At 71.0% G+C, this 12,725-nt stretch carries 11 protein-coding genes; 4 read left to right on the top strand and 7 right to left on the bottom strand.

What is annotated here, in order from left to right; genetic code table 11:
• Positions 1-44: 44 nt before the first annotated feature.
• The 4 genes from Q9R27_RS14055 to Q9R27_RS14040 form a co-directional block, all read right to left on the bottom strand.
• Positions 45-614, bottom strand: a complete 570-nt coding sequence (locus tag Q9R27_RS14055) for a Uma2 family endonuclease (protein ID WP_311253020.1) — start codon at positions 612-614, stop codon at positions 45-47.
• A gap of 133 nt (positions 615-747) precedes the next feature.
• On the bottom strand, positions 748-1,296 hold the full coding sequence (locus Q9R27_RS14050) for a Uma2 family endonuclease (protein ID WP_311253019.1): 549 nt from the start codon (positions 1,294-1,296) through the stop codon (positions 748-750).
• Positions 1,297-1,415: 119 nt separating this feature from the next.
• Complete coding sequence (gene purD / locus Q9R27_RS14045; RefSeq protein ID WP_311253018.1) at positions 1,416-2,684, bottom strand: phosphoribosylamine--glycine ligase; 1,269 nt, start codon at positions 2,682-2,684, stop codon at positions 1,416-1,418.
• Positions 2,685-2,746: 62 nt separating this feature from the next.
• Positions 2,747-3,604 (bottom strand): iron chelate uptake ABC transporter family permease subunit, encoded by an 858-nt coding sequence (locus tag Q9R27_RS14040; RefSeq protein ID WP_311253017.1) that lies wholly within the window; start codon positions 3,602-3,604, stop codon positions 2,747-2,749.
• A gap of 92 nt (positions 3,605-3,696) precedes the next feature.
• On the opposite strand from Q9R27_RS14040, the gene Q9R27_RS14035 reads away from it, so the two are divergent.
• Entirely contained in the window at positions 3,697-5,772 is a 2,076-nt protein-coding gene (locus tag Q9R27_RS14035) for a serine/threonine-protein kinase (protein ID WP_311253016.1), read from the top strand.
• 9 nt (positions 5,773-5,781) lie between these two features.
• Here the strand turns inward: Q9R27_RS14035 and Q9R27_RS14030 are convergent, their stop codons facing one another.
• Complete coding sequence (locus tag Q9R27_RS14030; protein WP_311253015.1) at positions 5,782-7,074, bottom strand: adenylosuccinate synthase; 1,293 nt, start codon at positions 7,072-7,074, stop codon at positions 5,782-5,784.
• Positions 7,075-7,219: 145 nt separating this feature from the next.
• On the opposite strand from Q9R27_RS14030, the gene Q9R27_RS14025 reads away from it, so the two are divergent.
• Positions 7,220-8,128, top strand: a complete 909-nt coding sequence (locus Q9R27_RS14025) for a diacylglycerol kinase family protein (RefSeq protein WP_311253014.1) — start codon at positions 7,220-7,222, stop codon at positions 8,126-8,128.
• Positions 8,129-8,149: 21 nt separating this feature from the next.
• Here the strand turns inward: Q9R27_RS14025 and Q9R27_RS14020 are convergent, their stop codons facing one another.
• The gene (locus Q9R27_RS14020) at positions 8,150-9,040 is read right to left on the bottom strand and encodes a diacylglycerol kinase family protein (protein ID WP_311253013.1); all 891 of its coding nucleotides are present in this window, start codon (positions 9,038-9,040) and stop codon (positions 8,150-8,152) included.
• Positions 9,037-10,608: an FAD-binding oxidoreductase gene (locus Q9R27_RS14015; RefSeq protein ID WP_311253012.1), complete on the bottom strand. Its 1,572-nt coding sequence runs from the start codon at positions 10,606-10,608 to the stop codon at positions 9,037-9,039. Before Q9R27_RS14015 ends, Q9R27_RS14020 begins: the two co-directional genes overlap by 4 nt.
• Positions 10,609-10,625: 17 nt before the next feature.
• Here Q9R27_RS14015 and Q9R27_RS14010 point away from each other — a divergent pair, with 17 nt between their 5' ends.
• On the top strand, positions 10,626-11,198 hold the full coding sequence (locus Q9R27_RS14010) for a TetR/AcrR family transcriptional regulator (RefSeq protein WP_311253011.1): 573 nt from the start codon (positions 10,626-10,628) through the stop codon (positions 11,196-11,198).
• Positions 11,195-12,724, top strand: coding sequence for a glycerol-3-phosphate dehydrogenase/oxidase (locus Q9R27_RS14005; RefSeq protein WP_311253010.1), 1,530 nt, complete (start codon positions 11,195-11,197; stop codon positions 12,722-12,724). The genes Q9R27_RS14010 and Q9R27_RS14005 overlap by 4 nt, the downstream gene beginning before the upstream one ends.
• Position 12,725 lies beyond the last annotated feature (1 nt).

Genomic DNA, 12,725 nt, shown 5'->3' with positions numbered 1-12,725 from the left:
TTCTCATCACGGGCCACGCCGGGGCTCCCCAGGTGCGTTCGTCGTCAAGGCATGCGTCGAGGCGGATCAGGCAGGAAGAGGTCCGCCAGGTCGAGTTCGACAACGCCGTGGCCGGCCACCGGGATCTCGCCACTCGGTCGGTCGTCGTCCAGGGCGAGCAGCAGTTCCCAGGATCCATCGACGGCCGCGTGGACCAGCATCTCGCGGTGGTCGGGGTCGACGATCCAGTACTGCCCTGCCCCACCGGCCAGGTAGTCCACCGACTTGCGCACGGTGTCCTCGACCCGGGTGCTGGGGCTGAGCACCTCGGCCACCAGCACCGGTGCGTCGCGGACCCACGTCTCGGTCGGGGGCTCGGCCACCACCATCACGTCCGGACCGCGCAGCCTGTTCCCGGGGAGCCAGAGACCGACCTCAGTGACGACGTACAGCCCGGGCAGGTGGGTCATCAGCACCTGCATCAGACGAGCTGACGCGTGACCGTGGGCGAACCCGACTTGCGGCGTCACGACGACCTCCCCGTCCACCCACTCCGCGCGCGGGCGCTCGGGCAGGGCGAGGTACTCCTCCCACGACATCCGCAACCGCTGCAACGGTGGCTCAGTGACAGGCACGACAACTCCAGAGGGGATCGACACATCGACGCTCCTTCCATGATGGACCCGAGAACAGGCGCACACCAGCATGGAACGGATCACCGACCGCGGCCACCGGTTCTCCACAGGGCACGCTCGGCGAGCGGCGGAGTCAGTCCTCGAGGATCTTCCGCAGGTCGAGCGGCACCGTGCCGTGACCATCCACGACCACCTCGCCGGTTGGGGTGGAGTCGTCGAGCCGCAGCAGCGGCTCCCAGCGTCCCTCGACCAGGTCGAAGACCTCCAGGCTGGACGCTGCCGGGTCCAGCACCCAGTACTGACTGATCCCGGCCTCGGCATACTCCACCGACTTGCGCAACAAGTCTTCGGACCGCGTGCTCGGGGACAAGACCTCCACCACGACCACCGGCACTGACTCCGACAGATAGCCACGCTCACGACTCGGAAAAACGGCCACATCAGGGATCCTGATCCGGTCCCGCGGTAGCCGAAGATTGACCGCTTCATAGACGTGGAGCCCAGCAAGATCCGTTTCCAGGCGATTGGCGAGGCGGCGAGAAACTGCTTGGTGCTCGAAACTGGCGGCCGGCGTCACGACGACCTCCCCGTCCACCCACTCCGCGCGCGGGCGCTCGGGCAGGGCGAGGTACTCCTCCCACGACATCCGCAACCGCTGCAACGGTGGCTCAGTGACAGGCACGACAACTCCAGAGGGGATCGACACATCGACGCTCCTTCCATGATGGACCCGAGAACAGGCGCACACCAGCATGGAACGGATCACCCACCGCGGCCACCGGTTCTCCACAGGCACGGGTCTCACTCCCGCAGGGAGGCCCCCTCGACCACGCCCAGCGGCTCGGCGGCGATGTCGGAACGGCGCTGCATCCCCGGGAACGAGACCAGGTCGGCCGCGGCGTAGGCACGGGCGCGGGCATCGGCCACGTCGGCCCCGGTCGCCCGCAGCGCGAGCACGCGACCCCCGGCGGTGACCAGCTCCCCCTCCCGGGTCGCGGTGCCGGCGTGGATCACGTCCACCCCGTCCAGTTCGGCGGCGGCGCGCAGCCCGCGGATCACGTCGCCCTTCGACGACGACTCCGGATAGCCGGCCGAGGCCAGCACCACGCTGACCGATGCCCCGGCGCGGAACCGGGGCGGGTCCACCTCGCCGAGTCGCCCCTGCGCCGCGGCGTACAGCAGTTCCCCCAGGGGCGCGTCCAGCAACGCGAGCACCGGCTGCACGTCCGGGTCGCCGAAGCGGCAGTTGAACTCGATCACCTTCGGTCCGTCCGCGGTGAGCGCCAGGCCCACGTAGAGGCAACCGACGTACGTCGCCCCACGGCGCGCCATCTCGTCCAGGGTCGGGTTGACCACGGTCTCGATCACGGTGGCGGCCAGGTCCGCGGGCGCCCACGGCAGCGGTGAGTAGGACCCCATCCCGCCGGTGTTCGGCCCGCGGCCGCCGTCGAAGATCCGCTTGAAGTCCTGCGCCGGCTGCAACGGGTACGCCGTACGGCCGTCGCAGAGCGCGAAGAGGGAGACCTCCGGGCCGTCGAGGAACTCCTCGATGACGACCGTGCCGCAGGCCGCGGCGTGGGCGAGGGCCTCGTCACGGTCGGTGGTGACCACGACGCCCTTGCCGGCAGCCAGCGAGTCGTCCTTGACGACGTACGGCGCCCCGAAGAGTTCCAGGGCCGCTGCCACCTCGGCGGTGGTGGTGCAGGTGGCCGAGCGCGCGGTGGGGACCTCGGCGGCCGCCATCACCTCCTTGCTGAACGCCTTGGAACCTTCCAGCCGCGCCGCATCGGCGGACGGGCCGAAGACGGCGATGCCGCGCTCGATGACCGCGTCGGCGACACCGGCGACCAGGGGGGCCTCGGGGCCGACCACGACCAGGTCGATGCCGAGCGAGGCGGCAAGGTCGGCCACGGCTGCCGGGTCCGCAATGTCGACCGGGTGCAGGGTGGCCACCTCGCCGATGCCCGGGTTGCCGGGCGCGGTGTGCAGTTCGGTGACCCCGGGGTCCTGGGCGAGGGCGAGGGCGAGGGCGTGTTCGCGGCCGCCGGTGCCGATCACGAGGGTTTTCACGGGCGCGAGTCTAGGTGCTCCGACATCCGGGGCCGCACCGTGCGCGGCCCCGGATGGTCGGCTCAGAGCCTTTCGGCTGCCGCGGCCAACTGCGGAGCCAGGTCCTCGAGCACCACCTGGATGCTCAGCGTGCTGGCCGCAGCCCAGGCCCCACCGAGGGCGGAGTCCGGGTCGATGACCACTGCGCGGCCGTCCTTCACCACGTCCAGGGAATTCAGCAGGGTGTCCTGCTCCAGCTCTGCGGTGGTGAACCCGATCGGCACGATCACTGCGATGTCGACATCGAAGAGACCGACCTTCTCGAGCGGCACGTTCGCGAAGGAGCCGGCGCTCTCCAGGGCGTCCAGGGCGTCGGCGTTCTTCATGCCCAGGCCGGCGCTGCCCAGGGTCATCGCCCAGATCGAGACGGCTGCCGCGATGGCAAACAGGAGCACGACAACACTTGCCGCCCGCACGTCGACCATCACATCGACCGCGGATCCGACCTTCACGCGGCGGAACCGGGCCGGCCACGGGCGGGTCGTCGTGCTGGCGCCGGCTGGGTGTCGATGCTCATGCTGCGGCCGCCTTCCGCGCCGGGTCAACCAGATCAACACCGGTGCGCCGATGAAGGAGGTGACCAGCCCGACGGGCAACTCGCTGGGGACGATGACCCGACCGACCATGTCGGCGACCACGAACAGCAGTGGGCCGAGCACCAGGCACGTGACGATGATCCACTTCGGATCCGGACCGACGAAGGCACGGGCCACGTGCGGCACCTTCAGGCCCACGAACAGGATGGGACCCACCACCGCCGTGCTCGCGCCACAGATCAACGTGATCGCGATGAAACTCAGGGTGCGGGTCAGCCGCACCCCGGCGCCGAGGGCCACTGCCAGGTCGTCCGCCCAGGGCGGGGCCCCGAAGCTCGGACTCACCAGGCTTGCCTGACCAAATGAACTCTAACCAGTGAGTCCCGGGATTGTCACGCAGGACATCGAGGCGTGGCGGCATCCGGCAAGATGGATCCATGCGCTTCCCCCAGCCCGGCGAACGCTTCGGCCGCTACCAGGTCCAGGACCGGATCGGGATGGGCGGCATGGGAGTGGTCTTCCGCGCCGTCGACACCCACCTGAACCGGGTGGTGGCGCTCAAGGTCGTCTCCGGGCAGCATGCCGGACTGGAGGAGTTCCTGCACCGCTTCGAGCGCGAGGCCGACGTGATGGCCCGCCTGGACTCCCCCCACGTGGTCGCGATCCACGACCACGGCGTGGAGGACGGCCTGCCGTGGATCTCCACGCAGTACGTCGGCGGCGGCGACCTCGGCCATCTGCTCAAGCGCGGCCCACTCCACCTGCACCATGCCGCGATCGTCTGTGCCCAACTGGCCCACGCCCTCGACGACGCACACCGGGCCGGCGTCGTACACCGCGACGTCAAGCCGAGCAACGTGCTGGTCCGCGAGGGCAACGAACCGTGGGTCTACCTGTGCGACTTCGGGATCGCCCACACCGGCGCCGCTGGCCTCACTGCCACCGGCGGGGTCGCCGGGTCGTGGGCCTGGCTAGCGCCAGAACGTACGTCGGGCCACCCGGGCACGCCTGCCTCCGACATCTATTCGCTGGGATGCGTGCTGCACGCGACGCTGACCGGGCGGGCGCCGTTCGTCGGCTCCGACGTGGAGGTCGCGCTGGCCCAGGTGAATTCCCCGGTGCCCCAGTTCCCCGGCACCGACCCGACCACCGAACAGGTCAACGAGATCCTGCGCCGGTCCATGGCCAAGGACCCCGCCGACCGCTACCGCTCAGCCGCCGAGTTCCGGACCGCGCTGCTCGCCCTGACCGGCAGCCAACCGGTCCACTTCCCCGTGGGACCGCACCAGCCACGCCCGGAGGGGGCCAGCACCACGGAGGGCGGCACCACGATCCGCGGTGCCCGCCAGCAGCGTCGTTCACGGCGGATGGTGGTGGGTGCCGCCGCACTCGGCCTGGTGGTGCTCGGTGGCGCCGCGGCCGGCGGGTGGTGGCTGCTGCGTCCCGACGACCCGCAGGACCCAACGGCAGGTGCGCAGCGGGTGGCCGGCGACGTGGACGGGGACGGGTACGGCGACCTGTTCTTCCGCTGGTTCGGCCACGGCGACGAGTCGCTGCCGAGCGTGGACTATCTGGTCCGCTCCACCGGCAACGGCTTCGCCGCGCCCGAGAAGCGCGAGCGCCCCGACGGCCTCTCCGCGGCCGGTGACGTCGACGGGGACGGACTGGTCGACGTGATCGGCTATGACCACCGCTCGACCACGGACCTGCTCACTGTCCAGATCCGGTTCGGCGACACCCGCACCGCCACGGTCGAGTACCCCGAGGCGGGCCGCCGCGAGGAGGCCTACCCGATCCTCGGCGACGTCGACGGCGACGGCCACGACGACATGATCCTGGTCTGGACCGAGGCCGATCCGCCCGAGGGGAAGAGCCGGACCACCGCCGTGATCGAGGTCGCCCGGGGCCACGAGGACGGCTTCGGGGAACTGGAGCCTGCCGGGCAGATCGAGGACTGGGCCGGCTCCCTGCTGGACGAGGTGATGGCCGGCGACCTCGACGGGGACGGCCGCGCCGACCTGGTCCTCAAGCGCCCAGCCGCCAACCAGGAACTCGGTGGCCGGACCAGCCGGCTGACCGCGATCCGCTCCACCGACAACGGGTTCGAGGTCGCCGGGAGCCGCGACGTCATCGAGGACCAGGACTATTCGGCGCAGTACGTGCTGGCCGACGTCGACGGCAACGGATCCGACGAGGTCGTCGCCCACGTCTCCCCTGCCGACGGCCCTGCCCAGGTCCAGGTCTTCGCGTTCGTCGACAGCAAATTCGCCGATCCGGTCGTCTGGTTCACCGACGACGAGGGGGCCACCACCCGGGGGTTGACCGCCACCGACATGGACGGGGACGGACTGGAGGACGTCGTGCTGCTCCGCGACCCTCCCGGCGACGGCACCCTGCCGCTGACCGTGGCCCGCTCGGATGGGAGCGCCTTCAGCCGGGTCACCGAGTCGGGGATCACCTGCGTGGTCGAGGAGTGCAAGGAATCGTGGCACGTGCTCCGGGCCGGAGCATGAGGGCTGACCTCAGCCGTTGACCACGATGGTCTGCTCGCGACCGGGGCCGACACCGACGCCCCAGAACGGTGCCCCGGAGAGTTCCTCGAGCGCCTTGACGTAGTCCTGCGCATTCCTGGGCAGGTCGGCAAAGTCGCGGCAGCCGGAGATGTCGCTCTTCCAGCCGGGGAAGGTCTCATAGATCGGCTTGGCGTGGTGGAACTCGGTCTGCGTCATCGGCATCTCGTCATGGCGCACCCCGTCGATCTCGTAGGCCACGCATACCGGGATCTCGTCCCAGTCACCGAGGATGTCGAGCTTGGTCAGGAAGAACTCGGTCAGCCCGTTGACCCGGGTCGCATAGCGGGCGATCACCGCGTCGTACCAACCGCAGCGACGGGTGCGGCCGGTGGATACACCGATCTCGCCGCCCAGGGTCTGCAGCCGGATGCCGTTGTCGTCGAAGAGCTCGCTGGGGAACGGCCCCGACCCGACCCGGGTGGTGTAGGCCTTGATCACGCCGATCACCCGGTCGATCCGGGTAGGGCCGACACCGGCGCCGGTGCAGACGCCGCCGGCGATCGGGCTGGAGCTGGTCACGAACGGATAGGTGCCGTGGTCCACGTCGAGCATGGTTGCCTGGGCGCCCTCGAAGAGGACGGTCTTGCCGTCGTCCAGCGCCCGGTTGAGCAGCAGCGACGTGTCGGCGACCATCGGCCGCAGCCGGTCGGCGTACTGGAGCAGCTCCTCGAGCACCGCGTCCACCTCGACCGCGCGCCGGTTGTAGGCCTTGGTGAGCAGCTGGTTGCGGGTGTCCAGGGCGCCCTCAATCTTCTGGGCCAGGATCTTCTCGTCGAAGAGGTCGGCGACCCGGATCCCGAGCCGGTTCACCTTGTCGGCGTACGCCGGACCGATGCCGCGCCCGGTGGTGCCGATGTTGTTCTTGCCCAGGAAACGCTCGGTGACCTTGTCGATGGTGGTGTGATAGCTGGCGATCACGTGCGCGTTGGCGCTGACCACGAGGCGGTCCTCGACACCTTCGACGCCGCGCTCGATGAGGCCGTCGAGCTCCCGGAAGAGCGCCTCGGGCGAGACCACGACGCCGTTGGCGATCACGCTGGTCGCGCCGGGGGTGAGGATGCCGCTGGGCAGCAGGTGGGTGGCGTACTTCTCGCCGTTGACCACGATCGTGTGCCCGGCGTTGTGGCCACCGCTGGTGCGGACGACATAGTCGATCGCGGTGTCGCCGGTGGCGAGCAGGTCGGTCGCCTTGCCCTTGCCTTCGTCACCCCACTGGGCTCCGAGAACAACGATTGCGGACATCGGTCACGCTCCATCCATGGGGGCCAAACATGAAAACAGCCCGTCGGCAGCAAGTGCTGCAGCGGGCTCTTGCGACCTCACGCTACCAAAGTCGACCCGATCGGGCCGCTTCGCGGACTTCGGGCCCGGGGTAGGGTCGCCGTTCGTGGAACCCCTACTGGTCATCACCAACGAAAGTGCCGCGAGCGCCGACGAGACGAATCTCGAGGCCGCGCTCGAGGTGCTGCGGGCGTCCACCAGCGTCGAGGTTGCCTCGACCAGCAACCCCGGCGAACTCGACGGCGTGCTGCACCGGGCCGCCTCGCGACGGATCGTCATTGCCGGCGGCGACGGCAGCCTGCATGCGGTGGTCTCCGCGCTGCACCGACGCAATGAACTCGACGGCCGGGTGCTCGGCCTGATCCCCCTCGGCACCGGCAACGACTTCGCCCGCGGCACCGGCATCCCGCTGGAGCCCGACCAGGCCGCCCGGGCCATCGTCGAGGGCACTCCCACCCCGACCGACCTGCTCATCGACGAGGTCGGCGACGTGGTGGTCAACAACGTCCACGTCGGCGCCAGCGCCCAGGCCGGCCGCCTCGGCGCGGGCGTGAAGTCCGTGCTCGGCAAGATCCGGATCGGTCCGATCGGGCTGGGCCGGCTCGGCTATCCGATCGGTGCGGCACTGGCCGCGCTGCGCCCACAGATCCTCCACCTCAAGGTGGAAGTGGACGGTGAGGTCATCAACGACCTGGACCAGCCGGTGCTGATGGTCGCCATCGGGAACTCCTCCGACGTGGGCGGCGGCACCACGCTCAATCCGGAGGCGGACCCCTCCGACGGGAAGATCGACGTGATGGTTTCCCGCGCCACCGGACGGCTCGCCCGGCTCGGGTTCGCCGCCCTGCTCTCCCGGGGGGAGCACGATGCGCACGAGGACGTGGTCACCGCGCGCGGGTCCGTGGTGACCGTCGCCGGGGAGCCGTTCTGGACCAGCGCCGACGGGGAGATCGCCGGCCCGGAGTCACGGCGTACGTGGACGGTCCACCCGGGCGCCTTCCAGTTGCTCCGCTGACCCCTGGCACCCCCGCGGCGTTCAGCGCAGGACCGAGACCGCTCCCGGAAGTACGGCGATCCGCACCGCCCCCGTGCCCAACGGCGCCAGCGGCTCGCCGTCGCTGCCCATCGGCACGTCGGGAGATGCGGCAACCTCGATCTCGCGGCCGCGGAAGACGTGCACCTCGTCGAGTTCGACGTGCTTGCCGTCGTACACCTTGGGGAACGCCTTGATCATGCCCAGCTTGCCGGCGGCCTCGATCACGATCACGTCCAGCTCGCCGTCGTCGACGGCGGCGTCCGGCGCGATCCGCATCCCCTTGCCGTAGTACGCCGAGTTGGCCACCACCACGGTCGCCCCGAGGAAGGTGCGGGTCAGGCCGTCGACGCGCACGGTGTAGCTGGTGGGCCGGAAGGTGGCCAGGGACTTCACCGCGGCGGCCGGATATTGCAGCGTGCGCGGCAGCCAGTGGATCCGGTTGACCAGCTCCGCGGTCTGGGCGTCGACACCGGCATAGACCGAGCCGGCGACCACGTGGACGCTCCCGTCGGTCAGGGTCGCTTCGATCAGGTCTGTCGGCGCCGGCTCGGCGGTGAGCAGCACCCGGGCGATCGCCTCGGGCTCCTCCGGCAGGCCCAGCATCCGGGCGAAGTCGTTGCCGCGACCGGCCGGGACGATGCCGAGGGTGCCGCCGAGGCCGGAGACCTCGCCGGCGATGGAGGAGAGCATCCCGTCGCCGCCAACGGAGACGACCACGTCACCACGCTCCACCGCGGCGCGGACCAGGTCCAGGGTGGCCCGTGGACCGGGTGAATAGGTCACGTCGACGACGGCACCGGCGTCGCGCAGGATCCGTGCCACCGGCACCACGGCGGCCGGGGCCGCCCCGCCGCCGGAGGCCGGGTTGACCAGGAAGGAGAACGACCTCACGGGATCATCACCCCCGGGTTGAGGATGCCGCTCGGGTCGAGGTCGGCCTTGACCGCGCGCAGGATCGAGGCGCCGATCGGGCCGATCTCCTGGCCGAACCACGGCTTGTGGTCGGTGCCGACGGCGTGGTGGTGGGTGATCGTGGCACCCGCGTCGACCATCGCCTGGCTGGCCGCGGCCTTGGCTTCCAGCCACTGTGCCAGCGGGTCCTCGGCCTGCGGGGCGGCGACGGTGAAGTAGAGCGAACACCCGGTCTCGTAGACGTGCGAGATGTGGCAGAGCACCAGGGCCTTCTCGCCCAGCGTGGTGGTCAGCGCCTCGCTGACCCGGGCGTACAGCTCCTCCCGGTCGGCCCAGAAGGTGGCGGTCTCCAGGGTCTCCACCAGCACCCCGACGTCGAGCAGCGAGTCGCGCAGGTACGGCGCATGGAAGCGGCCCTCGGCCCAGGCAGCGCCCCGCTCCTCACCCAGGGCGGTGCCACCGAGGCCGGTGAGCGCCTCGGTGACCAGGCGACGGCGTACGTCGACCTGGGCCGGGGTGCCCTCGTGGCCGACGATCATCAGGCAACCGCCGGAGGATTCGCCGCCGACGTCGGACTGGGAGGCCAGGTTGAGCGCGGTCTCGTTCTCGTCGGAGAGACGGATCACGGTGGGCAGCAGCCCGTCCTGGGCGAGGCGGCGCATCGCCTCGGAGCCGGCCGCGAAGGAGTCCCACTGCCAGGCCTCGTAGACCTTCACCTCCGGCAGTCGCTTGACCCGCACCCGGACCGCGGTGATCACACCGAAGGCGCCCTCGGAGCCGAGGAAGAGCTGGCGCAGGTCAGGCCCGGCGGCGTTGGCCGGCGACGTACCGAGTTCGAGGGTGCCGCACGGGGTGGCCACGGTGAGGCCGACCACCATCGCGTCGAAGCGGCCATAGCCGGCGCTGGACTGGCCCGAGGAGCGGGTCGCCGCGAAGCCGCCGATGGTGGCGTATTCGAAGGACTGCGGGTAATGGCCGAGCATCAGGCCGTGCTCGGCGAGCAGGGCCTCGGCCTCGGGGCCGCGCAGGCCGGGCTCGAGGACGGCAGTCATCGAGACGGTGTCGACCTCGCGCAGCGCCTGCATGCGGCACAGGTCCAGCGAGAGCACGGCGGCGAACCCGTCGCGGGCCGCGGCCAGGCCGCCGGTGACCGCGGTGCCGCCACCGAAGGGGACCACGGCCAGGTGGTGCTCGGCGGCGTAGTCGAGGACGGCCGCGACCTGGTCGTGGTCGGCCGGGCGGAGGACGGCGTCGGGGGCATCGGAGAGGTCGCCCTCGCGCGCACGGAGCAGGTCCGGCGTGGACTTGCCGCGGGTGCGGATGCGGCGTACGTCGTCGGCGACGATGACGTGTTCCTCGCCGAGGAGTGCCGCCAGGGCGGCCAGGTGCTCGGCGGCGAGCCGGGAAGCAGGGAGCTCCACGTCGTCGCGGGCAGGGGTGTCGCGGGCCCCGAAGGCGAAGTCCACCAGCCCCCGGGTCGAGGCGGGCAGGTCGGTGGCCCCGGCCGGGTTGCCCCAGCGCGAGGGATGCATCTCGATACGGCTCATGTGTTACAGTGTGACACATGACGTCAGAACGTCACAAGACCTATCTTGACGCGGCCCGCGAGGCAATCCTCGACGTCGGCTGGAAGCGGACCACGCTCACCGACGTGGCCCGCCGCGCCGGCGTCTCGCGGATGACGATCTATCGCGCCTGGCCCGACATGCAGACCCTGCTCGCCGACCTGATGACCCGCGAATGGTCCGCCATTTTCGCCGCCGTACCGGCCCCTGCCGACGACGAGGTCACCCCCGAGCGGGTCGGCACCGCGATCACTGCCGCGATCACCGCCCTGCGCGCCAACCCGCTCTTCCGGCGGATCCTCGACCTGGACCCGGAACTGCTGCTGCCCTACCTGCTGGACCGTCGCGGCCGCTCCCAGCAGGCCGTCCTCGACCTGCTCACCCCGCGGATCGCGGCCGGCCAGGCGGCCGGGCGGATCCGGGCCGGCTCCCCCGAACTGCTGGCCCGCACCGTGCTCCTGGCCGCCCACGGGATCACCCTGTCGGCGCACACGATGGCCGACGACGACATCGCCGAGCAGGAGCTGGTCGACGAACTCAACCGCCTGATCAGCAAGGGACTCGCACCATGACCGCAACCCGCCGCTCCGGCGACGACGCCCGGATCCGCCACGGCCTTGCCGGCCTGCCCGACGAGGTCGACCTGGTGGTGATCGGCCTCGGCGTGACCGGCGCCGGGGTCGCCCTCGACGCGGCCTCGCGCGGCCTGCGTGTGCTGGCCGTCGACGCCTTCGACCTCGCCTTCGGTACGTCGCGATGGTCGAGCAAGCTGGTCCACGGCGGGCTGCGCTACCTGGCCAAGTTGCAGGTCGGCGTCGCGCACGAGAGCGCCGTGGAGCGGGGCATCCTGATGGAGCGGACCGCGCCCCACCTGACCCGTCCGATGCCAATGCTGCTGCCGCTGATGTCGAGTGTCTCGCGCTCCCAGTCCGCGTTGGCCCGGGCTGGCTTCCTGGCCGGGGACGTGCTGCGGATCGGCGCCGGGACCGACTCCGAGACCCTTCCGCGCCCGCGCCACATCTCCCGCACCGAGGTGCTCGCGATGGCACCCGGGCTGCGTGCGAACGGCCTGCGCGGCGGCCTGCTCTCCTGGGACGGCCAACTGGAGGACGACGCCCGCCTGGTCATCGGCATCGCCCGGACCGCCGTGGCGCACGGGGCCGACGTACGGACCCACCTGCGTGCCACCTCCGCGACCGGATCCGCGGTCGAACTGTGCGACCACCTCACCGGCGAGACCGCCCTGGTCCGCGCCCGCAAGGTGGTCAACGCGACCGGCGTCTGGGCCGGCGGCCTGGTCGACGTGAAGCTGAAGCCCAGCCGCGGCACCCACCTGGTGCTCCGCGCCGAGACGCTCCACGGTCTCCGCACAGCGGTGACCGCCCCGATCCCGAACACGTCGAACCGCTTCGTCCTGGTGTTGCCGCAACCGGACGGCACCATCTATGTCGGCCTCACCGACGAGGAGGTCGAGGGCGAGATCCCCGACGTACCCGAGCCATCCGAGACCGAGATCGGCTTCCTGCTCGACGTGGTCGGCGCCGCCTTCGACCGGCCCCTGCGACGCACGGACGTGGTCGGCGCGTACGCCGGTCTGCGGCCGCTCCTCGACAGCGGCGGCGCCACTGCGGACCTGTCCCGCAAGCATGCCGTGCTCACCTCACCCGACGGCGTGATCACCATCGTCGGCGGCAAGTTGACCACCTATCGCCAGATGGCCGAGGACGCGGTGGACGCCACCGGGCTTGCCGATGGCCTCTGCGTGACCAGGGACCTGCCCCTGCTCGGGGCCGCTCCCCGTGAGGAACTGGCTCGCCTCGAGGAGGACAAACGCCTGGTCCGCCGCTTCGGCACCGAGGCGGCGCTGGTGCTCGAGAACGCCCGCGCGGTCACCGGCCTCTCCGACGACGAGTTGCTGGCGCCGATCGCGGCACACCTGCCGACCACCCTGGCCGAACTCGTCTTCGGCGCGACCCACGAAGGTGCCGTCGACGTCGCCGACCTGCTCGAGCGGCGTACCCGGATCGCCCTGGTCCCGGCCGACGCCGACCTGGCTCGGCCCCTCGCCGACCGGGCGCTGGATTTCGCCGGCCGCTGAG

The sequence above is a fragment of the Nocardioides sp. AE5 genome, from assembly GCF_031844485.1.
Taxonomy (GTDB): domain Bacteria; phylum Actinomycetota; class Actinomycetes; order Propionibacteriales; family Nocardioidaceae; genus Nocardioides.
This window is presented reverse-complemented; position numbering and strand designations above follow the sequence as displayed.